Below are 24,598 nucleotides of genomic sequence, written 5' to 3'. Positions count from 1 at the left end.
GAAGTTAGCCGCTTTACAAACTGCCCAATGCTTAAATATTCACAACAAGTAATACTATATTCATAACATATTGCATATTTTTAATTTTTTTTATCACTATAGTATAAAAATGAAAGATTTCTTTGAGCAGGTCCTGAAAGTCGACAATTCAGCTTTTACAATAGCCGAAGCAAAAACCTATCATGCTATCAATAACTTCCACAACCATCCCGAGCTGGAACTTATTTATATTATAAGTGGCGAGGGCACTTTTTCGATAGGAAATACTTCAAAAAGAATTTCAGGGGATACCATGATCATCATAGGTTGCAACGCGCCCCATATGTTTAAGTTTGAAACTAACCGTTATTATGATTACTCCATGAAAAGCGGTAAAATACCCAAACCGCTACAGCTGCTTACCCTCCATTTTGATCCTAATAAACTGGGAAGCACTTTCATGACGCTACCAGAAAACAACTTGATAAACAATCTTTTAAATAGCGCCAAAAATGGATTACTGATCAATGAAAATTCTAAAGCTGTTGCGGTCGACTTTATCCGCCGAATAGAAAATTCGGCTAATTATGAACAACTTCCGCTATTGCTGCAGTTGTTAAATAAAATTGCCGAGGGGGAACAGGTCTCAAACCTTGCCGGTGAAACGGAGAAGAAGATCTTTAACAGGATAGATGAAGTGCGGCTAACGAAGATTTATCTGTATACCATGGACAATTTTTACAAAGACATTAAGCTTAAGGAAATAGCAAACATCATACACATGGTACCGAAAGCATTTTGCCATTATTTTAAATTGCGTACCGGCCAAACCTATTTTGATTTTTTACTGACCGTAAGAATAGAAAACTCGTGTAAACTGATCAGAGAGACCAACGAAAATATAAATTCAATCAGCCGCGATTCGGGGTTTAACAATCTTTCAAATTTTAACAGGTATTTTAAATTAGCTACCGGCAACACCCCAATGGAATACCGGAGAAAATTCAGGGAATTTTAAGATCATTAAAGCCCTTAAAAAAACAAATGCAGGCTTTTTAGGGCCTGCGTTTGTTAAATAAATAATAGAACTAAATTAATAACCCGGATTTTGTACCAGTTTCGGGTTCAACTGCATTTCCGGTCTTGGGATCGGGAAAATACGTTTATTAGGATCGGCATCTGTTTTTATACCCCATTTTTTCTCAAACTGACCAAAGCGGATCAGGTCATTACGACGCCACGTTTCCATAGAAAATTCGCGGCCGCGTTCATCTAAAATATCAGACAGTATTACCGAAGTTAAAGGCGAAGCTTTTGCACGCGCTCTCACCTGGTTAACCAATGATAAAGGCGAATCGCCATTGGTTGCTGATGCGCCGCGTAAAATAGCCTCGGCTTTTTCAAGCAAAATATCGGCATACCTGAACATAGGCACATCGTTGCCCTGGTTACGATCGTTACTTAAGCTATCAGGATAAAATTTATTGTTCCTGTAACCTTCTTCGTTAGCAAGCTCGTCATTACCGATGTCAAAAGTAGCAGGGTTTTTCCATACGATATCTGGTGTAAATTCTAACTGGTGTACAACAGTAGCATTTGGGTTAGGACCCGAGTAGCTTGCATCCAGTCCGATGTTAGTAGTTGTAATATTTATCGGTGAACCATCATTATTATATTGCTTACCAACTAAAAATTGTTTTTTACGGATATCGTTCGCGTCATTGAACAAGGCATAGTATTCTTTGTAAGTGTACACCGGCCCATCTGGCGTGTACGGCATTTTATACTTACTTTTCAGGTTAGGGTTCAGCGTCCAGCGTGCGTAGTACTGTCCCTGCGCCAAAATACCGTCATAAGGTATGGCAAAAATAAAGTCTTTAATACCCGGGCCGTTATTAGGTTTAAACATGCCTAAATAATCTGCATCTAAACCATATTGACCGCTTTTTATAACGTTATCGCACATAGTAACAGCATCCTGATATCTTGGAGTGCCGATATAGTACTGTGCGTTCAAATACATTTTGGCAAGTATTGCATAAGCCAAACCTTTGGTCGGCCTGCCATAAGTAGTTACCCCTGCTGTCCCGCTCAGATCAGGAATCTGGGCAAGCAATTCACTTTCAATAAATGCAAACACTGCCGCCCTTGGCTGGGTGCCCAGGTTGGTAGTATCGCCAAAAGTTTTGCTGATAGGCACATTACCAAACAGGTCCATCAGGTAAAAATATGACAGGGCGCGCATGGTTTTAATTTCGGCAATGGTTTGTTTTTTTGAATCGCTTTCGGGCGTAGGTGCCAATAACGACAATACCTGGTTACATAAACTGATGGTTCCGTAACCTCCCGACCAGCAGGTTTCGGTCATGCCGTTATCAGGCGTAACAGTGTGCAGGTTCACGGTTGAATAGGTACCGCCGTCAAGCCAGTTACCACCACGTGCAACAAGTACGCATTCATCGGTACTTAAATTTTGCAACAACCAGTATTGCCTGCCCGGCGCCCCGCGAAATGAGGTATAGATAGGCCCGGTAGCAGCTACATACTGCGCTGGTGTAGTAGGAAAGTTAGCCGTTGTAAGCGCTGATTTTGGCGCAATATCCAATTTAGTACAACCTGAAAGGTAAATTGCTCCTATAAACATGGCAATGAGGCCAGGTTTTATATATCTTTTTAAATTATTCATGTCAGTTAGGTTAAAATTTATTATAAATCAACTTGTACGCCGGCAAGGAAGCTCCTTGTTTTTGGATAAAAATTATTGCTGTCTACCCCAATAAACTGGCCGCTTGCCTGGTTATCGATGTTTAAGTTCAATTCAGGGTCCACGCCTTTGTATTTGGTGATGATGAATAAATTGGTACCGGTAACATACAACCGGATGCCATGTACATAATTACCCGCAACATTTATTTTATAAGCCAGTGTAGCATTACTTAACCTGATAAATGCACCGCTTTCGAGATAACGTGTTGAATAATAATAGGCATTAACATCGGTACCCGGCTCGCTTAATGTTAAAGCAGGTACCCCATGTACCGAAGCCTGGGTAGGCTGGTTAAAGCTGGCTAATGATGCATTCATGATCTTGTTCCCACCCTGTCCCCTGAAAAAGAAGTTAAGGCTGAAGTTTTTATAGGTAAGATCATTACCAAAACCAAATGTGTATGTAGGCTGGGCATTGCCTGCATAAGTCTGATCGGTACTTTGAGGTGTTGTTGTTGGCTGGCCATTAGCACCCATGAAGGTAGATACACCATTGGTGCGGCCAAGGTATTTCAGGGTGTAAAATTCGCCAAGCGGATAACCGGCCTCAATGATTGATGTTTTGATACCGCTTTGTCCTGGACCTTCCGGATCGCCTGCATATATTTTTGAAAGATTCGGCGCCAGTGCGGTGATCTTATTTCTATTAAATGAAATATTGCCATAGCTACTCCAGGTAAAATCTTTTGTTTTTATTGGTGTTCCGTTAAGGGCTATCTCCACACCCTTGTTAGTCATATTGCCTACGTTTTCAACCGTTGTACCCACAAAGTTGTTAATAAGCGATACCGGCACCGGGGTGATCATTTTAGATGTTTTTTTATTGTAGATATCAACCGACCCGCCCAAACGTCCTTTAAATAACGAGAAATCAACACCGCCGTTCAGTGTAGCTGTACTTTCCCACTGTAAATTTGGGTTAGGGTTTTGGGTTACACCAATTGCACCAATATAAGCACCATTGTAATAAAAGCTACCTGTCGTGCCATAAATCGTTAAAGGCGTATATGGCGAAAACCCTAATGAATTGCCGGTTTTACCATAACCAACCCGCAATTTTAAATCATCAAACAGGGATTGAGATTTCATAAAACCCTCGTCAATTACACGCCATGCAGCCGAAGCAGCCGGGAAATAACCCCAGCGCTTATTGGGGCCAAACGCGTTTGAACCATCACGGCGTAAAGATGCCTGTAACAGATATTTGCCCGCATAACTGTAATTAAGACGAGAATAGAAAGATATTAAACGTAAAGTTTCAACATTAACATTGCCGTAATCAACGCGATAACCTGCAGCAGGCGTGCCCAGCCCCAGGTTATTGGAGCCCGTAGCATCCGAAATAAATCCTTGATTGGTTGATTGAAAGCCATTCCCGGTGGTAGTTTGATCTATTGAATAGCCAAACAGGGCTTTAAAATCATGTTTATCGCCCCATTTATGAGCATAGGTCAAATAGTTTTCAAACAACTTTTTGTTATCCTCATAAGTTGAACGGATGGCTTTGCCGTTGAGGCCAGGTGCCAGCTCTGATGCAGAGTTGTAATAGGTATTATTGTCGGTATTTGTTTCCTGGTAAGCTAAGTTAAAATTGTAAAGCAAGCCTGCAGGCAGTATCAACTCACCGCGTACATTACCCAGCAACAAGTTAACTTTTTGTTTGTAGCTATCGTTAGTAATAAGCCCTACCGGGTTATAACCTAATTTTAAAGTAGGATCGTTGTAAAAAGTACCATCGGCATTGTAAATAGTGCGGGTAGGTAAATACTGTACTATCGATTTAAACAACCCGGGGCTTTGTCCATTTGCCGATGATAGCGGAATATCATTAACTAACAGGTTAGAATTGGTTACCGAATTACTTAGCGAAAAATCCAATTTCAATTTATCATTCAGTGCTTTTTGGGTGATATTAAGCCTGCCTATAACACGCTTCATATCGCTGCTTTTAACTATACCCTGGTTTTGCAGGTAGTTTATGCTTCCGTTATAAGTAGTTTTATCGGTGCCACCGCCAAAAGAAAGGTTATGATTTTGGGAAAATCCGGTGCTGCGTTCAACGGCTTTTTGCCAGTCGGTATTTCCACCGTTGTCATTCGCAGGGGTAAAACTTTGTCCGTTAGCTTTTACATAGGCCCTTAACTGGTCGGCGCTGGCAACTTTAAACTGGTTAGATACTTTTTCAAATGATCCGTATCCGTTATAAGTCATCCTCAACTGGCCTGCTTTTGCCCTTTTAGTAGTAACGATAATTACACCATTGGTAGCCCTGGTTCCGTAAATTGCCGCTGCCGAAGCATCCTTCAACACATCTATCGAAGCAATATCTGATGGAGCCAATAGGTTAAAATCGGCGCCGGGCACGCCGTCAATTACATAAAAAGGCACAGACGCTGCGCCAGCCCTTATTGAAGATGGACCGCGCAGTGTTACCGAAGCTTTACCATTAGGGTTACCATCGTTGGTGATATTTAAACCGGCTACTTTACCTTCTAACAGATCAGCAGGAGTTGCAACAACACCGGCATTAAATTGCTCGGCTTTTACAGTTGCAATAGCGCTGGTCAATTCCTTTTTGGTAGTAGTACCATAACCAATTACTACAACGGTAGATAACGAGTTTGCCGAAGGCAGTAAAATTACTTTTATAGATGTTTGTTTGCCTACGGCTATTTTTTGAGTTTCAAAGCCTATGTAAGAAAACACAAGCACAGCTTTTTCGTTGGCAACCTGCACCCTGAATTTACCATCTATATCGGTTACCGCACCCGTTGCAAGGCCTTCTATTTTAACAGAAACACCTATTAAGGGCTGCCCTTTATCATCAACAACAGATCCGGTAACAATAATGGCAGGGATTTCAATTTTTTTCTCTACCGGTGGCTTTGGCGCGGGTTTAACCAGCAAACTTCCTTCAACCTCGGTATAGATAAACTGGTTATCTAATAAAACTTTTTTCAAAACAGCCTGCAGCTTTTCATTATGAGCTGTAAGGGTTACTTTAACATCGCTTTCAATGTTATTCCCGGTGTACATGATCCGTACGCCGGTACTGGCCGAAATCCGCTCCAGTGCATCAGCTAGAGGGGTATTTTTTAATTTAACGGTAACTGGCTTTTCCAGTACGCTTTGTCCGTATGAGTTATCAGCCATGGCAATGGTTGACAGGGAACAGACTACTAATAAAATGATCGCATTAATTTTCATAACATATGTTATGGCTCGAAAGACTCTTTCGGGTATGTTTATTTTCATATTTTTGCTATATTAAAGTGTTATAGGTCAAGCTGGAACGTGCTGCGGTTGTGAGAGGCCCTGTGCATGGTCCATTAAAAAATCTTTACATTTTATTCCTCCAAAACTGGCCCGGCCATTTTGGAGGATCATTTTCTCTTTCCTTGGTTTAACTCATAGCAATTTCATTTTTTTAGGTTGTCAAACATTTATTTGTTTTTATAATTGGTATATCAGGTACATTAATTACAGCCTTTGCCTTTTAAAGTATAAGCATCGCCTGCCTTTTTAAAATGGGCATTTATAAGGGCTTCCGTCAGCTTCAATACTTTTTCTAATGGCATATTGTTAAAATCGGCGTATAACGTACAGTTCAATAAATTTTTGTCGGCCTTGATTGTTACATTATATTTTCGCTGCACATCGGCCAAAACATCAAACAGGGGGGTATTATGGTATTGCAGTTTGCCCTGCTGCCAACTGATTACAGACGAAGCATCTTCAATTTTTCCGGTAATCAGTTTTTGGCTGGTTTTATTATATACCATTTGCATATTCGCTGTGAGTAATACAGCAGGATGTTTTGAGGCCGTTGGAACAACTCCTACTTTTCCGCTTACCACGGTGATCTTAACCGATTTATCTTCGGTATAAGCTTTAACATTAAAGCTGGTACCTAAAACAGTGGTTTTAATTTTACCCGAGTGAATGACAAACGGTTTGCTGCTATCGTGCGCTACTTTAAAGAAAGCCTCGCCTATAAGTGTAACCTCGCGCGTTTTCTCTTTAAACTTATCCGGGTACTTTAACCTACTACCGGCATTAAGGCAAATGCTCGTTCCATCGGGCAAGGTGATCAGTTTAATTTCGCCGTTTAGTGCCACCGTTTCCTGGTAGTGAACCGGGTTTAACCAGTTGTCCAATTGTTTTCTGAATATATATGCTGCACTAAAAACGGCTGTTACAGATGCGGCTACAGCTATTTTCACCAGCAAACGCCAAAGAGGAAACACCTTTCTGGGCGGAGGCTTAATTATACGCTGATGGATATTGTTAAGTATCTGATCAGATTCCTGTTGGCTAAGGGACAGTTTTTTTTCAAGTGCATCTTTACTGAAACCTTCAAGCGCTACAAGGTATAATTCTGAAACATCTCCTTGCAGGTATTCGGCAAGCCAGCGCCTGTCCTCGGGAGTTAAATTCTCGGTATTATAAAGCCTTTCTAAGCGTTTGACTATAGTTTCCACAAGCTATTTTTATATAAATACGCCGGGAGCTTTAAAACGGGGGGATGGGTTTATAATTATTTTTAAGAAAAATAAAAACTCATAAAATTGAGCTACATTTAATTTTTTTCACAGCCACATTATTGTCATCAATGTACTACAGCCCTTGTGTTAACTTACTTAAATACTACCTTTATCATTAATAAATAGCTAAATAATTACCTCTGTATGAAAAATGCCTGGACAGAAAAATGGGACCAACGATATGTCGAAGAAGAATTTGCCTATGGCGAACAGCCTAATAATTTTTTACAACAACAACTGTCACTTTTAAAACCAGGCAAAATTCTTTTCCCTGCAGAAGGTGAAGGGCGCAATGCTGTTTTTGCCGCCGGGCTTGGCTGGGCAGTTTCTGCATTCGATATTAGTGTTGAGGGACAAAAGAAAGCCCTGAAACTTGCAGAAAAAAAACAGGTAGCTATTGATTATCAGGTTGGAGAGTTGCAGGAGCTCAACTATACAGAGGGGCAATTTGACGTGATCGCCTTGATTTATGCGCACTTCCCTCCCAATATCAAATCATTTGTACATCAAACCCTTGACAAATATTTAAATACCGGAGGGCTTATTATTTTTGAGGCTTTTAGTAAAAGCCACCTTGACTACCTTGCAAAAGATGAAAAAATGGGCGGTCCCAGAGATATCGAATCACTATTTTCTTTAGAGGAAATTAAGACAGATTTTAATAATTACGAGATTTTAGAACTTCTGGAAACGGAGATCCATTTAAATGAAGGGCCTTATCACAGCGGACAAGGCTCGGTTATCCGCTTTGTAGGAAGAAAGAAATTAGTTGGAGCAATTGTTTAAAACAACTCCCCATTATCAATTTGTTCCTATCCAATAACAAACCATTATAACCCCTGCGGTTTTCCATTCGGCCTGATGCTCTTTGATGTGGTTTTTAACGGCTACAACTGCATGTCCGAGGTATTCCTTAACAGTATGTTTAGAAAGGTTCAATTTCTCGGCAGCCTCTTCATAGGTTTTCCCTTCCAATTTGCAAAGGGTAAATACCTTTTTTCGCTGTGGCGATAATTGGTTAATAGCTTGTTGTAATAAATAATATTGTTCATCCATTAACTGCACGTCGCCGTTATCGGTTTCCATTTCGGCAAAAGGCATGGTGTTAACAACAGCCGTTTCGCGTACTTTTTTGCGGAGATAGGAGATGGATTTATTGAAGCTCAATACAAACAACCAGCCGCTTACCGATTGATCGGGGTTAATATCGGCCCGTTTTTCCCATAGGGCCACAAAAATATCCTGCAAAATATCCCGGGCGATATCATCGTCTTTAGTGAGTTTGAATATGTTACGATAAATAGCCTGATGATACTTTTGATAAAGCATATCAAATGCACCGATGTCATCATCGTGTAAGCGAAACACTAAATCTTTATCTCCATTTGAATCCATAAAAAACTGATAATTATTTATTTATTCTTTAATCAACAGGCAGGAATTATTGTTAAAAATACAACTATTTTTCAATCAACGAAGCCACATCATGGCAGCGCCATTAATTATCTATTCAAGTAACAGGCAGGAGGCTTTGTCGCCTTTTGTAAAGTTTGACCCAGACTATAAACTTATTTTTTATAGCCTGGGCTAAACAGGTAACTGGAATGACCAATATATAAACGGGCTAAAACTACAGCCCATTAAATTACAATTTAACTGTTGCGGGCAGATATTTGGCAATCAGATCCTCATAGTAAGGTTTTAACTCGGATACTACCGGCGGTTTCGGGCTTTTAGAGTACAGATCGTACGGATTAAATTTATCAACCCATTTAAACATCTCCTGGTCATGCGCATTCAACAAATGGTCATACGCTTTTTCGCGGTGTTGTGAGTAAAATGAGTGATAGCGGATCATGTACAAAGCTTCTTCGGGCAGGTAATCTTTGGTGATATGGTACAGGTACTCATCATGCCCCCATGACATATGCACGTTTTCGAGCCCGCATTGATGAGTATAAACGCCATATTTGGTATTATAACGCTCATCGTAGCTATCAGGATTTGCTGCAAAAAATTCCGGGTAAACTATCTTATCCGAAAATTTACAGCCCACCGGGAATGTGTCGCCCACTACATTCCATTGAGGTTCGCCAAAAAGGCAAAGCACTTTGCCCAAATCGTGTATGAAGCCTGTTAATACAAACCAATCCGGGTGACCATCGGCACGGATAGCCTCAGATGTTTGCAATAAATGCTGCAGCTGATCAAGCGAAATATCCGGATCCGATTCATCAACCAGGGTGTTCAGGTATTCCATTGCCGACCACCATGGCATCTCCTTTTTATCAAACTGTAAAAAGTTTGCCTTTTTGGCCAATACGTTGCCATAGGTTTGATAAGTATGGTTAAGCCTGTAAAACTCCCGCACCGGGTTATTTTCATCGTCATTATAAACCCTGAACTCCTCTTTGGCTTTCTCAGTACCCGGTTCCGGGTACCTGCTCAATACATCATCTTCCCATACGTCAAGACTCGGCAATGGCGATATCTCTTTTTCAGTTAACTTTTCCATATTGTAAACCTTTTATTAAATAATAAGCACCTTGATATTTATGCACTCACAAACCAAATACCACAGAAAAATCCAATTAATTATTGCGGCTTTAAATTTTACTGGAGCTGCAATTCAATGCTCCGTTTAGTTTTATAATGATTAAATTTTGATAAAAAAAACGGTCCTTTTATATTAACTGCAATATTTATTTACGTAAACGATTAAGTTACACTAACGTTAAAAGCTGCACGCACAACGCTAAAAGCTCTTAAATTGATTTAGCATGGCTGATTTCTGATATGAAATGAAATTACCTCTTAAGGATCTTATTTTTACTCGTTCCGGGAATCTGAATACCTTTAACCGAAGATTTGCTTACCCTGTTAAACACAATCACCGGCAGTGATTTAACCTGCGGTATTTTGAGGCCATTAATAGTCAACCTATCCACATCATCAAACACACCGGCAGCCCTGAAATCATTCCCCGGGCAGCTAAGGGTTACATCTTTAAAAGTTACCCCTTCCACATGCCGTGCGTAAAAACCCCAGGCCGGCAGTTCGCCAAACATTGAAAACTCGGGGTAATCATGCGGGTTTTCGGGAATCTTTGTTAACAAATCAAGGCTGACATTTGCCACATCTTTGTTGGCATCGCCGTGGTACACTATCTTAATATTTTCGAGTATTACATTTTTAACCGGGTGCCCGGGCAAACCTGCAATTGACGAAGGAAAGGTATTATGGTTTCCTTTAACTAAAGGCCCTTCCATCGGGTAACCTTTATCTGGTTTGCCTTTGGGCACTTCTACAGTTACATTACTGATGCGGATACCATTAATGCGGCTTACTACAGTGTCTTTATTACGATGGCCGAGACGAATAAAAATGGCGTTGCCAGTATTTACCGCGTTGATATTACTGATATCAATATCTTCCATCACGCCACCATCAACACACTCCAAAGCAATGGCCGACCGGTAGGTATCGTAAATTTTCACATTCTTTATCGTTATCTTTTTAAAACCGCCACGCGAAGCCGTGCCAAATTTGATGCCGCTGGCACTTGACCTGGTGGTACAGTTTGCAACATAAATATTTTCACAGCTGCTGTTCCTGTCGCTTGATTTTAGGCAGATGCCATCATCATCGGCATTAAAAAAGCTATTGGTAAGCTTTACATTTTGGCAATCAACCAAATCAATACCATCGTTATTCCAATAAGTGTTGCTTTCTACTTTAATGCTGTCAATAACTAGGTCGCGGCATTTGGTATAATCCTGTACCCACACCAGGCCGTTTTTCATGGTTACACCTTTTATCTGCACACCGGTGCAATTGGAAAAATGGATCAGCTTAGGGCGATTAGGTTCCTCGGGCTGAGTTTGGCCCCATGGGTTTTGCTTTTGCCATAACGAATCCCTTAATTTACCCGCTTTCAGCATCGCAAAAAGGTCTTTCAGCAATTCTTCTCCATTTCCATCAATGGTTCCCTTGCCCGTTATGGCAATATGCTGCAGGTTATTGGCGGCTATCAATGGTGCTGCATGGCCTTCGCCATAATCAATTCTTTTTGCACTGCCCAGCAATACAGCATTTTTGGCAAGGTTAAGGGTAACATTTGATTTTAGGCTGATAGCAGCCGTTAAGAACTTTCCGGCAGGAACATATACCGTGCCGCCTCCCTGCTCGCTTGCATTATCAATAGCTTTTTGAATGCTGACAGTGTTATTGGTAATACCATCGGCTTTAGCGCCATAATCGGTAATGTTAAATACTTTTTGCTGAGCATAACCCGCAAATGGCGTTATAAGCAACATTAAAAAATGAAAGATTTTCATTATCAGTTATTATTAAAAGAAAAATTTAAGCAGGTTTATCGCTTATTGAATTTACGAACAATGAAGCGTTTAATTGTACATTAAACACCTAAACTATTAAACTTTCAATTTAATTAACGGTAGCGGTGTACTTTTATTTACGTAAACGTTTACGTAAAAGCAGTAATATTGACAATAGCCCTTACTAAACTTACGCTTTATTACTGCACGTTAATATATCAAACAATGCTTTTGGTTTAAATCAATTTTATATCTTTGCCCCCGACTGCTCCCGTAGTTCAATGGATAGAATTATGGTTTCCGGTACCATCGATATGAGTTCGAATCTCGTCGGGAGCACAAAAGGGACTTGCAATTCGTAAGTCCCTTTTTGTTTCATCTATTCACTTCCGCATACCTTTTCCTATACGCCGTAGGGTTCTCCCCTTTATACTTTTTAAAGATCCGGTTCAGGTGACTTTCATCCGTAAAGCCAAACTCATAGGCTATTTCGCTCATGCGTTTATCGGTGTATTGCAGGCGGGTTTCTATCAGTTTCAGTTTATAGCTGGTGATATATTGCTGCAAGCTTTCGCCGGTGGTTTTCTTAAAATATTCGCTGATGTAGTTGGGTGAAAAGTTAAATGATGAAGCGATGCATTCAGCTTTTAAGCGGTCGGGCTGGTAAATATATTCGTGGATATAGTTAAGTAGCGGCAACGTAGTTGTTGAAGGCTGTTTTATAATATTGGCATGCTGCTGTAGCGTGATATTGCGAGCGGCTATGGTTATAATAGTATTCATGAGTTGCTCAACCACTTCATTGTGCTGCGGAAACTCATTTGATGTTTCCCGTTGTAAAGCCTCTATAAGCGCCCTTACCAGCGGCTTATCGGTAACGGTTTTAAGGATGCAACCCGGCAAATGGTTATGGTTATGAAAAATGAATTCCATTTTTTTAACCCATTGGTCGCTCTGGGTTTTCAGATAGCTATCGGTAAAACGGATGAAATAAAAGCGGGTTAGCTCATGTACTTCAAAGCCATGGTGATCTTCCGGAAAAATCAAAAAGAACTTATCCGAGGCATAAGGCAGTTCATGCCCGTTAATGATCTGGATCCCCTTACCTTCCAGCGTAAATACCATTTCAAAAAAAGTATTACGATGCGGTTTGGCTGTGTACTGGTTTGTTTCGAGCAACTCCAGTTCATAAGGCCTGTACAGGTTCTTGGTTTCCATACCCGTAAAGTTACAGATCATCCCCCTGAATGTACAAGGCGCAGGCACCGATTATACAGAACTTTGACTTATCAAAACAAAACGAAATGAACACTACATCTTTTTTGCTTTTAAGACTGGCCATTGGGGCTAGCATGTTTGGTCACGGATTGGTTCGGCTACCTAAACTTCATGGTTTCAGCCAATGGATGGTTGGCACATTTGAAAAATCAATGCTGCCTAAAGCTATGGTAACACCTTTTAGTTACCTGTTACCAATTGCCGAATTTACCATAGGTATACTGCTCTTATCAGGCCTGTTTACCAAACCCGCTTTAATTGGCGGTGGCCTGGTAATGATCATATTAATATTAGGCAGCTGTTTGATCGAGAATTGGGAGATCCTTCCTTCCCAGCTGATCCACGCTGCTTTTTTTGCTGTACTGCTTCAGTTTGCAGCCAACAATAGCTATTCATTAGATAACCTTTTCTTCAATAAATAATATCATGAGCTCAAGAAGAGATTTCGTAAAACAAGGCGGACTTTTAGGGTTGGCCGGCCTTGTGGGCAGTAATTTAGCATCAGCTAAACAAAACACACCGGTAAATAACTTTAACACCTCAAAATGGGCCGATGGTTCAAGGCTGGTGGTTTCTGTATCCATGCAGTTTGAGGCCGGCGGTCAGCCGGATAATGCCGAGAGCCCGTTTCCGCAGAATATGCAAAAAGGTTATATCGATCTGCCCGGTGCAACCTGGTTTCAATACGGCTATAAAGAAGGGATTCCCCGTATGCTGGATAACTGGGATAAACTGGGCATTAAAGTAACATCGCACATGGTTGGTTCGGCAGTGCTCAAAAACCCTGCTTTAGCTAAAGAAATTGTAGAACGCGGGCACGAGGCAGCAGCTCATGGTATGAACTGGGCAACGCAGTACACTATGCCTTATGAACAGGAAAAGCAGTTTATAAAGGATGGTGCCGATGCCATTAAAAAAATAACCGGATTTACTCCGATAGGCTACAATGCCAACTGGCTACGCCGTGGTGAAAACACGCTGAAAATATTACAGGAGCTCGGTTTCGTATATCATATTGACGACCTAAGCCGTGATGAGCCTTTTATCATCCCGGTTAATCAAAAGGATTTTGTGGTGGTGCCTTACACTATCCGCAACAACGATATTGTGCTGATTGAAGGCAAAAATTTCTCGGCAGATCAATTCCTCACACAGGTAAAAATGGAGTTCGACCAGCTTTATGCCGAGGCTGAATTTAAACGCCGCCAAATGTCAATCAGTTTCCACGACCGTATTGGCGGTACCCCGCAAATGGTTAAGGCCTCCAATGAGTTGATCAAATACATGCAGCAGCATAAAGGCGTAAGCTTTAAACGTAAGGATGAAATAGCTAAAATGGCATTGGAGGATAAGACTACGATAAGGGAGAGTTAAGGACAATATATAACCATGTCATTGAGCGCAGCGCGGCAATCGCACGGAAGCATATCGGCCCTGTATAGCATGCGATTGTCATGTCGCACCCAAGCTCTTTCCCATTCCGCTCCTCAATGACATGGTTTTATTAAGCGTTTAATTATATTACTAATTCTCCTTCATACCCGGATATTGGTCAAAAAGAGCTTTTAGCTTTTGAGCCATTTCAGGGTATTCATTTATAACATTAGTACGTTCGCTGGGGTCATAAGCCAGGTTAAACAATTCGGTTTTTGCGGGTAGTGGCGAACCTGCTACGCCACCAACGTTGTTATTTGCCTTTACTTCACGATACTTCCAGTCGCCAAGGCGCACAGCCTCGCAAACGCTGTTATTGTAATAGTAAATAGGTCTATGCTCCGGGTGTTTAGGCGCTTTGCCGGTTAATACATCAGCTATAGATTGTCCATCCAGGGTGCGGCCTTTGGGCAGCGGGGCGCCAGTCCAATTGGCAAGTGTAGGCAACACATCAAGGTTGCTCATCATACTGGTAATGCTTGCGCCAACTGGGGTATGGTTTTTCCAGTAAACGATGAACGGCTCACGTACACCGCCCTCGTATGTTAATCCCTTGCTGCCGCGAAATACACCTGCGGTACCTGCATCCCAACGCCTGGTAGTACTATCGCCCAGCATCCGGTCAGGAAAATCTATCCATGGACCATTATCGCTCGAAAACATGAATATTGTATTATCAGCCAGTCCCTGTTTTTCAAGCTCTGCCCAAACCTGGCCAAGGCTTTCATCAAGCTGTTCAACTACATCACCTAAATGACCGCCATCGCTTCTGTTTTTATTTTTCGCCGATGATGCAAAGGCTACCGGTAAATGCGGCATATTATGAGCCAGGTACAAAAAGAAGGGTTTATCATTCTTTTTTTGTTCCTTAATAAAATGGATGGCTTCCCGTTGATACAACTCTATCAGCGATGAATCGGCAGGTTTTAAGATCTCGGGCTTATGGTTTCGGAATACTTTAATTGTGGTATCCGTTTTCACATAAGGCGACCGATAATCGTGACTATACAGCAAGCCATAATACGAATCAAAACCCTGCGCCATAGGGTGGTTATAAGCCGCATGATCGCCAAGGTGCCATTTACCAATCATAGCGGTTTTGTAGCCAATTTGCTTTAGCATTTCGGCAATGGTAACTTCCTGATCGGGGATCCCAAGTGATGAGCCGGGACCTATAGGATAAGGCAGGTTCATCCTTGAAGCATAACGCCCCGTAAGTAATGAAGCCCTTGATGGCGTACAGGTTGGGCTGCTCACTACATAATTGGTTGCCCTCACCCCTTTTTGCGCCATCTTATCTAAAAATGGCGTGCGGATCACCGGGTTACCATAACAACTCAAATCAGAGTACCCCATATCATCGGCCAGTACAAAAATAATATTGGGCAATTGCTTTTTCTGTGCCAAAGCCGGTGCAATTAAAAATATAAAAACCAAAAGGAAAAGGCCTTTGCAGGTTAATTGGGTATAATGTTTCATTACCGGGTGAAAATAGTTTTTTATAGCGGATGACCGTTAAAGATATCTTAACTTTTACAATGGGGATTAACAACTACTGCTTACCAGCCTTCCTCAACATTTCCCTATGCTCCTTGCCCCATTTTATCATCTCCAAAATGATGCCGCCAAAACTCCGGCAGTACTCTGTAGATTCATACTCAATTAAAACCGGCGAAGTTGGCGTTACGCTACGTTTAACAAGTTTGTTCATTTCCATGGTTTTCAGCTCGCGCGATAACATACGCGTGGTGATGCCGGGAATGCTCCGCTCAATTTCTCTAAAACGTTTGTTTCCATTGCAAATGGAATTAATGATTGGTAGTGTCCATTTGCCGCCAATAACATACATGGTATCTTGTAAAGCCTGCCGCTCATCGGCATGATTACGTTCGTGTGACGTTATTCCCCCTTCCATACTGGTATACTCTGTGTAACTGGTTACAAAATTATACCAATTCCAGTATACTTTTGCATAAAAAAATAAAATACCATGTCAAAAACAGTTTTTATAACCGGAACCAGCAGCGGGCTGGGCAAATTAACCGCTAAACATTTTGCAAATCAGGGTTGGAACGTAGCCGCCACCATGCGTACGCCCGAAAAGGAAACCGAACTAACACAATATCCTAATATCAAAATATTTAAGTTAGATGTAACCAACCTTGAACAGGTAAAATCAGCAACTGAACAAGCGATAGCCGCTTTCGGCAAAATTGATGTTGTGGTAAACAACGCAGGTATGGGTACGTATGGTGCACTGGAACTTGCCAAAGAAGAAGATATCGACTGGCAGTTCGCAGTAAATGCCCGCGGCCCTATTAATGTAATCCGCGCGTTCCTGCCTCATTTCAGGCAAAACCATGGAGGTATGTTCATCAACATCAGCTCGTTTATGGGCATTACTACCGCTGTGCCGCTTGGTTCTTTGTACAACATGTCGAAATTCGCGTTGGAAGGCCTTACCGAAGGACTTTACTACGAGCTGAAACCGCTCAATATTGATTTAAGATTGATAGAGCAAGGCGGTTCAAAAGGTAACAACTTTGTTGAAAGCGTGGTTTGGAACCAAAACCCGGATATAACCGCGTACAACGAACTCACCAACAAACTGCAAAACCTTATGGGCTCACGCGATGAATCACAGCTTGATGATCCGATGTTGATTGTTAACGCTATCGATGACCTTGCTACAGGCAAAAGCAATAAATTCCGTACGGTGATAGGTGATATGGGCAACATGCTAATGAACATGCGCAGCTCGATGCCTATTGAGGAATATATGGAGAAAATGAGCAGCTTCTTTTAAGAACCATGATTCACTTGATTAGAGGATTGCTTGATTTTAGATCAATTCATCAGGAAATCCTCTAATCAAGCGCATCGTGGTCGAGCTTTTCAACAAAGCAACTTGAGCTTTTCAACAAAACGCCGCGCTGCCTGTCAGCTTAACTTTGTGTTATCAAAATAAAGATAACACTATGAAAAAAGTATGGTTTATAACAGGCAGCGCCCGCGGATTAGGCCGCAGCCTTACAGAAGCAGTTTTAGCATCAGGTGATAATGTTGCCGCTACAGCACGTAACCCAGAGCAATTAAAAGATCTGGCTGATAAATATCCCGGCCAGGTATATCCGATAAAATTAGATGTTACCGATTACCCGGCAGTACACAAAGCCGTTGCCGATGCGGTAGCCCACTTTGGCAAAATTGATGTATTGGTAAATAACGCCGGTTTCGGTATCGTTGGCGCCGCCGAAGCATTTACTGATGAGCAGGTACGCAGTCAGCTGGAAACAAATCTTTATGCTCCCATCGAAATCACCCGTGCGGTATTGCCTTATATGCGCAAACAACGTTCGGGCCGTATTTTGCAGATCAGCTCGGTTGGTGGTCGCGTTGGTAATGCAGGTTTAAGCATGTACCAGGCAGCTAAGTTTGGTTTGAGCGGCTTCACCGAAGCTTTAGCTAAAGAAGTAAAGCTACTTGGCATACTGGTTACCAGCGTTGAGCCTGGGGGCTTCCGTACCGATTGGGCCGGCGATTCCATGAGCTATGCACCAAAGGTTGAAGGCTATGAACAAACGGTTGACGCACGTGCCGATTATTTATCGAGCGGCAAATTTATTCCTGTGGGCGACCCCGAAAAAGCAGCGAAGGTAATGGTTGATCTGGTTGAACATCCGGAGCCTCCTATACACCTTATATTAGGCAGTGAAGCCGCTGGCTTATTAAAAGCAGCCGACGAAGCACGCAAGGCCGAATTTGAAAAATGGCTCCCGGTTACAACTTCAACTGATCATGCCGAAGCAGAGGATTTTCTGAATACAGAATTTGGGAAATCAATAACAGCCCAAAAAGCATAATATAATTTCGGTTGTGGGGACTGTTCCCGGGGATATACCAGACTTACGAAACTTTCAAAACTTCGTAAGTCTTTCTTTATTATTAAATTTGAACAACATGCCTGTGTCAAATACAAAAACGTCGCCGCGGATACTTTATTCCTGCTACTCGCAAGTGAGCAGGGCCGGCGAGCAATTTATTGCCGACCATGTATTCGGCTATATCCTCTCCGGCGATTCGGAGCTTTATGTAAACGGTAAAAACTATTATTTTAAACAGGGCGATTACCGTTTTCTGAAGCGGAACGAACTGGCTAAATTTGTAAAGCATCCACCCGCAGGCGGCGAATTTAAAACCATCACCATTGGTATGGATCAGGCTACCCTGCAAAGTATGAGTGCAGAACTTGATTTGCACGCAGATGGCCCGTATTCAGGCGAAAGCGCCTTATTCTTAAAGCCAAACGACTTGTTCAGCAATTACATCAAATCGTTAAGCCCCTATATGGATAAAAGCAGCGATGAGATCAATCCTGCCCTTACCCTGCACAAGGTTAAGGAAGCTGTAATGATTTTGCTGGAAACAAACCCCGAACTCAGGAATATCCTGTTTGATTTCAGCGAACCCGGCAAAATTGACCTCGCGGCATTCATGGCTCAAAACTATCGCTTCAATGTCGATTTAAACCGCTTTGCCTATTTAACCGGTCGCAGCCTGGCAACGTTTAAGCGCGATTTTGAACGGATCTTTAATATATCACCCAACCGGTGGATCCAGCAGCAACGATTAAAGGATGCCTACTTCCTGATCAAAGAAAAGAAGCACAAGGTATCGGACGTGTACATGGATGTGGGCTTTAAAGATCTCTCCCACTTTTCCTTCGCCTTTAAAAAAGCTTATGGGGTAGCGCCGTCGGCGGTGTAACCGCTGAGGTAGAGTCAAGAAATCAAGATTCAAGAAACAAGAAGTCAAGACTTAAGAATCAGGACGAGAAAAAGAGTCAAGAAATCATGAGTCAAGAGCTAAGACATAAAAAAGCCAGGAATGGATTAGATCTCATTTCCTGGCTCTTGTATCTTATTGTCTTGACTCTAAATTTTGTCCTGACTCTAAATTCTTAATTCCTGACTTTTGCTGTCTTGAATCTATTCCCTAAACGTTAAACCTGAAGTGCATAATATCGCCATCCTGCACAATGTAGGTTTTACCTTCAACGCCCAGCTTGCCGTTTTCTTTGATCACAGCTTCAGAGCCGTTGAATTTCACAAAATCTTCGTATTTAATTACTTCGGCACGGATAAAGCCTTTTTCAAAATCGGTATGGATTACACCTGCAGCTTGTGGCGCGGTGAAGCCTTGGGTAATAGTCCAGGCACGAACTTCCTGCACACCGGCAGTAAAGTAAGTAGCCAGGTTTAATAACCTGTATGCGGCTTTGATCAGTTTGTTAACACCTGATTCGGCAAGACCCAAATCATCCAAAAACATCTGGCGCTCTTCGTAAGTTTCCAGTTGTGAAATTTCAGATTCAATTTGGGCTGAAATGATCAATACTTCGGCATTTTCATCTTTAACGGCTGCTTTTACTTTTTCAACATAAGCATTACCGGTACTTACCGAACCTTCATCAACATTACAAACATATAATACCGGTTTGGCGGTAAGCAGCCAAAGGTCGGCTACATATTCTTTATCTTCTTCCTCAACAGGTGCAGTACGGGCCGACTTACCTTCCAGCAGGTGATTTTTATAAACGGTTAAAACATCGAAGGTTTTTTTAGCCTCTTTGTCGCCGCCGGTTTTAGCCATCTTTTCAACCTTCTGAATCTTTTTCTCGATAGATTCAAGGTCCTTTAGCTGTAGTTCAGTATCAATGATCTCTTTATCGCGGATTGGGTCAACCGAGCCATCAACATGGATCACATTATCGTTATCAAAGCAACGTAATACGTGAATGATAGCATTGGTAGCGCGAATATTCGCCAAAAACTGGTTACCTAAACCTTCGCCTTTGCTGGCCCCTTTAACCAGGCCGGCAATATCAACTATCTCGATAACGTTTGGTACAATTGATTTTGGCTGTACTATTTCGGTAAGCTTTGTTAAGCGCTCATCCGGCACCGTAATTACACCCACGTTTGGCTCAATGGTACAAAACGGGAAGTTAGCCGCTTGTGCCTTAGCGTTTGATAAGCAATTAAAAAGTGTCGATTTACCCACATTCGGCAAACCTACTATACCACATTGTAAACCCATTTTTGTTTTATCTAATTTATATTGTAGTTCATGGTTAATGGTTCATAGATCATGGCTTAAAATCCTTTTAAATTATACCTAAAAAGCTATGAACCATGAACAATAGACCATGAACTAAAAGCCTGCAAAGATAACAGAAAATTTTGCCTTATAATTTGAAAAAATAAACGACTTTTGCGCACGGAAAAAAGAAGCTAAATATTAATACACCGATGTAAAAAAGGAGGGCCTATATATGGAAGAAATGGTTGAGCAAATAGAATTGTTGCTGGAAAAACAAGACGACACCCAATTACAGGAATATTTGAACAACCTTAACATATCGGATGTTGAAGAACTGATTGGCGAACTTCCTGAACATGGCCCCAAATTCATCGAAACCCTTTCGCTTAACCGCGCGGTTAACGTGTTCCGCATCCTTGAGTTCCCGGTGCAGGAGCGGATCATCAAAAAACTTTCGGGTCAAAAGCTTGAAGATCTGATCAACGAACTCCCTCCTGACGACCGTACGTCACTTTTCAGCGAATTGCATGGTGACGCCGTTCAAAAACTTATCCAAAAACTTTCACGCGAAAACCGCGAGGAAGCTTTAAAACTTTTAGGTTACGAAGAAGAGAGCGTTGGTCGCTTAATGACGCCCGATTATATTGCCGTTAAACGCACCTGGGATGTAAGCCGTGTACTTTCGCACATTCGCCGGTATGGTAAAAACTCAGAGACTATCGATGTCATTTATGTAATTGATGAGCATGGTGTTTTACTTGATGACATCCGGATCCGTGAGATCTTATTGGTAAAGCCCGAAACCAAAGTTAGTGAGCTAATGGATGGTCGTTTGATTTCCCTTAGTGCCAGTGATCCGCAGGAAGAAGCAATCAACGTTTTCAGGATGAATAACCGTACCGCCCTGCCGGTTGTTGATAATAATGACGTATTGCTTGGCATAGTAACAGTTGACGACATCCTTTGGATAGCTAACGAAGAATATACCGAAGATATCCAAAAAATAGGTGGTACGGAAGCGCTGGATGAACCATATCTTGATATCAACCTTTTTAAACTTGTAAAAAAACGCGTAGGCTGGCTCATCATTTTATTTTTAGGTGAGATGCTTACCGCTACCGCTATGGGTTATTTTGGCGATGAGATCTCCAAAGTAGTTGTACTGGCTTATTTTATTCCATTAATTATTTCGAGCGGTGGTAACAGTGGTTCGCAGGCTTCAACCCTCATTATCCAGGCTATGGCACTGGGCGAAGTTACCGTTGCCGACTGGTGGCGGGTTATGCGCAGGGAAATTCTTTCGGGTTTAATGCTTGGTGTTTGTTTAGGTTTAATAGGCTTTCTACGCATAGCGGCCTGGAGCATGTTCAGCAATATTTACGGCCCGCACTGGATGCTGGTAGGCTTTACCGTAGGCGCGTCCCTTATCGGTATTGTTTTATGGGGATCATTATCAGGTTCGATGCTACCGCTCTTGTTGAAGAAACTTGGTGCCGACCCTGCTACCTCGTCGGCTCCGTTTGTAGCCACCCTGGTAGATGTTACCGGTTTGATTATTTACTTTACTATAGCCGTAATATTTATGCGGGGTATATTATTGTAATCCTCGTTTTCAAATATAACATACGCAAAAAGCCCTGTTTCTTAATAAGAAGCAGGGCTTTAATTATTTTAGTTTAGTATTGTTCTGTAGTAATTAGATCTCAAACGAAAAATCTTCATCGGCAGATGCCCTGGCAATTTCAGGGTTTTCGCTGTACTCATAGCGTTTTTCAACTACCTCCTGGTTTGATTTGATGTAGTCGATGGTATCTTTCAAACCTTCGGCAAATTTTTCAAAGTCTTCTTTATATAAAAAGATCTTGTGTTTTACAAACACCCCATCTTCCAAACGCTTTTTGCTTTCAGTAATAGTAACATAATAATCGTTTGAACGGGTTGCTTTTACATCAAAAAAATAGGTCCGCTTCCCGGCTCTCACCTTCTTCGAATAAACCTCTTCACGCTCTCTATTGTCAAAATCTCCCATATATATTTACCTGTAATTAGTTTTGGTTGGCATAAATATAAATAAATTTTCAAAGTGCAAGTATTTTATTCGTTATTATTGAGTTTTTTGAAACAAAAGCGTCATTTTTTTGTGTGGATGACCAATTACAGGTGAGCTGTGAAAAGAGAGCGCACACAAATTCATCTCCCACCGGCGCAAGTGTTGTGCGGAGGTTGCGGGCATGCTCACTTGAGCCCATTCGTTATGCGTTTTCCTCTTCTTCCAGTAATTGTTTTTCGTAAAGCTCAAAGTAGGTGCCTTTAAGCTGCATGAGGTACGCATGGTTACCCTGCTCAACAATTTGGCCGTTATCCATTACCAGGATCTTGTCCGCATTTTTTATGGTGGAAATGCGATGGGCTATAATGATGCTTGTTTTATCCTGCATTACCCGGCCAAGGTTATTCAGAATCTCCTCTTCCGTGCGGGTATCAACTGCCGAAAGACAATCGTCAAAGATCAAAACCTGCGGGTGCTTAAATATGGCCCGTGCAATGGATACACGCTGTTTTTGCCCGCCCGATAAGGTAACGCCGCGTTCGCCTATAAGGGTTGTAAAACCTTCTTCCAGCTCAATAATATTATTGTACACCGCGGCATCTTTGGCAGCCTGCTCAACAACCGGCATATCCAGTACATCGGCACTAAAAGCAATGTTATTGGCTATGGTATCCGAAAACAGGAAAACCTCCTGCGGTACAAAACCTATCTGCGAGCGATAGTTTTCGAGGCCAAGTGATTTTATCGGCCGACCGTCAATGGTGATCTCCCCCCCTGTAGTATCATACATACGCATTACCAGGTTGGCAATGGTTGATTTACCTGAGCCCGTACGACCTATAATTGCCAGCATCTGTCCCGGCTCAACCGTAAAGGAAACATTCTTTAAAGCCTGGATTCCGGTATCGGGATAAATGAATGATACATCATCAAACTTAATCAATCCCTCAACGTGGTGGTTGTCTGCAACCGGTGAAATGATCTCCGGCTTTTCATGCAAAAATTCATTAATGCGTTTTTGCGAGGCGGCGGCGCGTTGCACTAGTGAGGTTACCCAACCCAGCGAAATAACCGGGAACGACAGCATATTGAGGTACACAATAAACTCGGCGATATTACCGGGAGTAATGTTACCTTTTATTACTTCTACCCCGCCAACATACATGGTTATTACGTTACTCAGCCCTACCAGTAACAACATAATGGGGAAAAACAGGGCCTGTACTTTAGCCAGTTCCATGGAGTGCACTTTATAGTCCTCGCTCTCCTTGGCAAAGTTTTCGCGCACAAAGCCTTCGCGCACGTACGATTTGATCACCCTGATACCAGAAAAGTTTTCCTGCACAAAGCTGGATAAACCAGACAGGCGCTCCTGGATCATCTCGCTGCGGTGATTGATAATATTGTTTACATAGTAAATAACACCGGCCAAAATAGGCAATGGCAATACCGAAAAAATGGCCAGTTGTACGTTTACTGTGAGCATGGCATATATCACCATAACAAACAATACTACGGTATTGATGGAGTACATAATACCCGGCCCAAGGTACATGCGCACACGGCTAACATCCTCGGTTACCCGGTTCATTAAATCTCCGGTGTTGTGGCGGCGATAAAAGGCCAGTGAAAGTTCCTGGTAGTGGTTGTAGATCTCGTTTTTTAAATCGTACTCGATATGGCGCGACATGAGGATGATGGTTTGCCTCATAAAAAACAGGAACAGGCCCCGCAGCAAGGCTAGCACTAATACCAGTGTACCAAACAGGAATAAGCTGGTACCGAAAATATCATAAATAAAACTCTGCCTGTCGAAACCCGAAAAAAGCTGGTAGGCCCCTATGTTTTCGGTAACCAGGTCAAAAGCTACGCGGATAACCTGTGCCGGCAGCACACCAAAAACGTTGGATATGATTACAAACAACACGCCCGGGATAAGCCGCCAGCGGTATTTGTAAAAAAACTTATTAAGGTATGCGAGGTCTTTCATTTATTATTATAGTCCGGAAGTCGGGAATGTCCGAAAGTCGGAAAGCCCTGACATAATAATCAAAAGTATTAAAATTTGAGGAGAGTGATTGGATGGAAAAGTCGGGAGGATGTAAGAA

At 42.0% G+C, this 24,598-nt stretch carries 20 protein-coding genes and 1 tRNA gene; 9 read left to right on the top strand and 12 right to left on the bottom strand.

The window, feature by feature from the left end; translation table 11 throughout:
- The first annotated feature begins 109 nt into the window (after positions 1 to 109).
- A complete protein-coding gene (locus ACEN82_RS03680; RefSeq protein WP_413321618.1) occupies positions 110 to 997 on the top strand; it encodes an AraC family transcriptional regulator in 888 nt (295 codons plus the stop codon).
- 75 nt (positions 998 to 1,072) lie between these two features.
- Here ACEN82_RS03680 and ACEN82_RS03675 read toward each other — a convergent pair whose 3' ends face one another.
- From ACEN82_RS03675 to ACEN82_RS03665, 3 genes are all read right to left on the bottom strand, one after another.
- Entirely contained in the window at positions 1,073 to 2,665 is a 1,593-nt protein-coding gene (locus ACEN82_RS03675) for a RagB/SusD family nutrient uptake outer membrane protein (protein WP_413321617.1), read from the bottom strand.
- A gap of 20 nt (positions 2,666 to 2,685) precedes the next feature.
- Positions 2,686 to 5,952 carry a SusC/RagA family TonB-linked outer membrane protein gene (locus tag ACEN82_RS03670; RefSeq protein WP_413321616.1) on the bottom strand — a complete coding sequence of 1,089 codons (3,267 nt, stop codon included), beginning with the start codon at positions 5,950 to 5,952 and terminating at the stop codon, positions 2,686 to 2,688.
- A gap of 269 nt (positions 5,953 to 6,221) precedes the next feature.
- Complete coding sequence (locus ACEN82_RS03665; protein WP_413321615.1) at positions 6,222 to 7,226, bottom strand: FecR family protein; 1,005 nt, start codon at positions 7,224 to 7,226, stop codon at positions 6,222 to 6,224.
- 207 nt (positions 7,227 to 7,433) lie between these two features.
- Here ACEN82_RS03665 and ACEN82_RS03660 point away from each other — a divergent pair, with 207 nt between their 5' ends.
- Entirely contained in the window at positions 7,434 to 8,075 is a 642-nt protein-coding gene (locus tag ACEN82_RS03660; protein ID WP_413321614.1) for a class I SAM-dependent methyltransferase, read from the top strand.
- Between the two features lie 15 nt (positions 8,076 to 8,090).
- Here the strand turns inward: ACEN82_RS03660 and ACEN82_RS03655 are convergent, their stop codons facing one another.
- The 3 genes from ACEN82_RS03655 to ACEN82_RS03645 all read right to left on the bottom strand — a co-directional run bounded on the left by ACEN82_RS03655 (position 8,091) and on the right by ACEN82_RS03645 (position 11,626).
- Positions 8,091 to 8,684 carry an RNA polymerase sigma factor gene (locus tag ACEN82_RS03655; protein WP_090527972.1) on the bottom strand — a complete coding sequence of 198 codons (594 nt, stop codon included), beginning with the start codon at positions 8,682 to 8,684 and terminating at the stop codon, positions 8,091 to 8,093.
- 250 nt (positions 8,685 to 8,934) lie between these two features.
- Positions 8,935 to 9,804 (bottom strand): inositol oxygenase family protein, encoded by an 870-nt coding sequence (locus ACEN82_RS03650; protein WP_090527975.1) that lies wholly within the window; start codon positions 9,802 to 9,804, stop codon positions 8,935 to 8,937.
- A gap of 292 nt (positions 9,805 to 10,096) precedes the next feature.
- A complete protein-coding gene (locus ACEN82_RS03645) occupies positions 10,097 to 11,626 on the bottom strand; it encodes a glycoside hydrolase family 28 protein (RefSeq protein ID WP_413321613.1) in 1,530 nt (509 codons plus the stop codon).
- Between the two features lie 267 nt (positions 11,627 to 11,893).
- Here ACEN82_RS03645 and ACEN82_RS03640 point away from each other — a divergent pair.
- Positions 11,894 to 11,965, top strand: a tRNA-Arg gene (locus tag ACEN82_RS03640).
- Between the two features lie 36 nt (positions 11,966 to 12,001).
- Here the strand turns inward: ACEN82_RS03640 and ACEN82_RS03635 are convergent.
- Entirely contained in the window at positions 12,002 to 12,844 is an 843-nt protein-coding gene (locus ACEN82_RS03635) for a helix-turn-helix domain-containing protein (RefSeq protein WP_413321612.1), read from the bottom strand.
- A gap of 86 nt (positions 12,845 to 12,930) precedes the next feature.
- On the opposite strand from ACEN82_RS03635, the gene ACEN82_RS03630 reads away from it, so the two are divergent.
- Together ACEN82_RS03630 and ACEN82_RS03625 are read left to right on the top strand one after the other, a co-directional pair.
- A complete protein-coding gene (locus ACEN82_RS03630; RefSeq protein WP_413321611.1) occupies positions 12,931 to 13,326 on the top strand; it encodes a DoxX family protein in 396 nt (131 codons plus the stop codon).
- A gap of 4 nt (positions 13,327 to 13,330) precedes the next feature.
- Entirely contained in the window at positions 13,331 to 14,278 is a 948-nt protein-coding gene (locus tag ACEN82_RS03625; RefSeq protein ID WP_413321610.1) for a polysaccharide deacetylase family protein, read from the top strand.
- Positions 14,279 to 14,428: 150 nt separating this feature from the next.
- Here ACEN82_RS03625 and ACEN82_RS03620 read toward each other — a convergent pair whose 3' ends face one another.
- Together ACEN82_RS03620 and ACEN82_RS03615 are read right to left on the bottom strand one after the other, a co-directional pair.
- A complete protein-coding gene (locus ACEN82_RS03620) occupies positions 14,429 to 15,817 on the bottom strand; it encodes a sulfatase family protein (RefSeq protein ID WP_413321609.1) in 1,389 nt (462 codons plus the stop codon).
- Positions 15,818 to 15,890: 73 nt separating this feature from the next.
- On the bottom strand, positions 15,891 to 16,253 hold the full coding sequence (locus ACEN82_RS03615; RefSeq protein ID WP_413321608.1) for a winged helix-turn-helix transcriptional regulator: 363 nt from the start codon (positions 16,251 to 16,253) through the stop codon (positions 15,891 to 15,893).
- A gap of 75 nt (positions 16,254 to 16,328) precedes the next feature.
- Here ACEN82_RS03615 and ACEN82_RS03610 point away from each other — a divergent pair, with 75 nt between their 5' ends.
- From ACEN82_RS03610 to ACEN82_RS03600, 3 genes are all read left to right on the top strand, one after another.
- Positions 16,329 to 17,144 (top strand): SDR family oxidoreductase, encoded by an 816-nt coding sequence (locus tag ACEN82_RS03610; protein ID WP_413321607.1) that lies wholly within the window; start codon positions 16,329 to 16,331, stop codon positions 17,142 to 17,144.
- Between the two features lie 172 nt (positions 17,145 to 17,316).
- Positions 17,317 to 18,201 carry an oxidoreductase gene (locus tag ACEN82_RS03605; RefSeq protein ID WP_413321606.1) on the top strand — a complete coding sequence of 295 codons (885 nt, stop codon included), beginning with the start codon at positions 17,317 to 17,319 and terminating at the stop codon, positions 18,199 to 18,201.
- Positions 18,202 to 18,298: 97 nt separating this feature from the next.
- Positions 18,299 to 19,105: a helix-turn-helix domain-containing protein gene (locus ACEN82_RS03600; RefSeq protein ID WP_413321605.1), complete on the top strand. Its 807-nt coding sequence runs from the start codon at positions 18,299 to 18,301 to the stop codon at positions 19,103 to 19,105.
- Between the two features lie 228 nt (positions 19,106 to 19,333).
- On the opposite strand, the gene ychF is transcribed toward ACEN82_RS03600, so the two are convergent.
- Positions 19,334 to 20,437 carry a redox-regulated ATPase YchF gene (gene ychF / locus ACEN82_RS03595; RefSeq protein ID WP_090528008.1) on the bottom strand — a complete coding sequence of 368 codons (1,104 nt, stop codon included), beginning with the start codon at positions 20,435 to 20,437 and terminating at the stop codon, positions 19,334 to 19,336.
- A 235-nt stretch (positions 20,438 to 20,672) separates the two neighbouring features.
- On the opposite strand from ychF, the gene mgtE reads away from it, so the two are divergent.
- The gene (mgtE, locus tag ACEN82_RS03590) at positions 20,673 to 22,043 is read left to right on the top strand and encodes a magnesium transporter (protein ID WP_176628513.1); all 1,371 of its coding nucleotides are present in this window, start codon (positions 20,673 to 20,675) and stop codon (positions 22,041 to 22,043) included.
- A gap of 93 nt (positions 22,044 to 22,136) precedes the next feature.
- Here mgtE and ACEN82_RS03585 read toward each other — a convergent pair whose 3' ends face one another.
- Entirely contained in the window at positions 22,137 to 22,469 is a 333-nt protein-coding gene (locus ACEN82_RS03585; protein ID WP_090528014.1) for a DUF3276 family protein, read from the bottom strand.
- 223 nt (positions 22,470 to 22,692) lie between these two features.
- Positions 22,693 to 24,480 (bottom strand): ABC transporter ATP-binding protein, encoded by a 1,788-nt coding sequence (locus tag ACEN82_RS03580; RefSeq protein WP_176628512.1) that lies wholly within the window; start codon positions 24,478 to 24,480, stop codon positions 22,693 to 22,695.
- Positions 24,481 to 24,598 lie beyond the last annotated feature (118 nt).

The organism is Mucilaginibacter sp. Mucisp73 (assembly GCF_059491465.1).
This window is presented reverse-complemented; position numbering and strand designations above follow the sequence as displayed.

Coding starts and splice junctions, on each gene's coding strand:
- ACEN82_RS03680 (WP_413321618.1), top strand. CDS start 110: ATGAAAGATTTCTTTGAGCAGGTCCTGAAAGTCGACAATTCAGCTTTT.
- ACEN82_RS03675 (WP_413321617.1), bottom strand. CDS start 2,665: ATGAATAATTTAAAAAGATATATAAAACCTGGCCTCATTGCCATGTTT.
- ACEN82_RS03670 (WP_413321616.1), bottom strand. CDS start 5,952: ATGAAAATTAATGCGATCATTTTATTAGTAGTCTGTTCCCTGTCAACC.
- ACEN82_RS03660 (WP_413321614.1), top strand. CDS start 7,434: ATGAAAAATGCCTGGACAGAAAAATGGGACCAACGATATGTCGAAGAA.
- ACEN82_RS03655 (WP_090527972.1), bottom strand. CDS start 8,684: ATGGATTCAAATGGAGATAAAGATTTAGTGTTTCGCTTACACGATGAT.
- ACEN82_RS03650 (WP_090527975.1), bottom strand. CDS start 9,804: ATGGAAAAGTTAACTGAAAAAGAGATATCGCCATTGCCGAGTCTTGAC.
- ACEN82_RS03645 (WP_413321613.1), bottom strand. CDS start 11,626: ATGAAAATCTTTCATTTTTTAATGTTGCTTATAACGCCATTTGCGGGT.
- ACEN82_RS03635 (WP_413321612.1), bottom strand. CDS start 12,844: ATGGAAACCAAGAACCTGTACAGGCCTTATGAACTGGAGTTGCTCGAA.
- ACEN82_RS03630 (WP_413321611.1), top strand. CDS start 12,931: ATGAACACTACATCTTTTTTGCTTTTAAGACTGGCCATTGGGGCTAGC.
- ACEN82_RS03625 (WP_413321610.1), top strand. CDS start 13,331: ATGAGCTCAAGAAGAGATTTCGTAAAACAAGGCGGACTTTTAGGGTTG.
- ACEN82_RS03620 (WP_413321609.1), bottom strand. CDS start 15,817: ATGAAACATTATACCCAATTAACCTGCAAAGGCCTTTTCCTTTTGGTT.
- ACEN82_RS03615 (WP_413321608.1), bottom strand. CDS start 16,253: ATGGAAGGGGGAATAACGTCACACGAACGTAATCATGCCGATGAGCGG.
- ACEN82_RS03610 (WP_413321607.1), top strand. CDS start 16,329: ATGTCAAAAACAGTTTTTATAACCGGAACCAGCAGCGGGCTGGGCAAA.
- ACEN82_RS03605 (WP_413321606.1), top strand. CDS start 17,317: ATGAAAAAAGTATGGTTTATAACAGGCAGCGCCCGCGGATTAGGCCGC.
- ACEN82_RS03600 (WP_413321605.1), top strand. CDS start 18,299: ATGCCTGTGTCAAATACAAAAACGTCGCCGCGGATACTTTATTCCTGC.
- ychF (WP_090528008.1), bottom strand. CDS start 20,437: ATGGGTTTACAATGTGGTATAGTAGGTTTGCCGAATGTGGGTAAATCG.
- mgtE (WP_176628513.1), top strand. CDS start 20,673: ATGGAAGAAATGGTTGAGCAAATAGAATTGTTGCTGGAAAAACAAGAC.
- ACEN82_RS03585 (WP_090528014.1), bottom strand. CDS start 22,469: ATGGGAGATTTTGACAATAGAGAGCGTGAAGAGGTTTATTCGAAGAAG.
- ACEN82_RS03580 (WP_176628512.1), bottom strand. CDS start 24,480: ATGAAAGACCTCGCATACCTTAATAAGTTTTTTTACAAATACCGCTGG.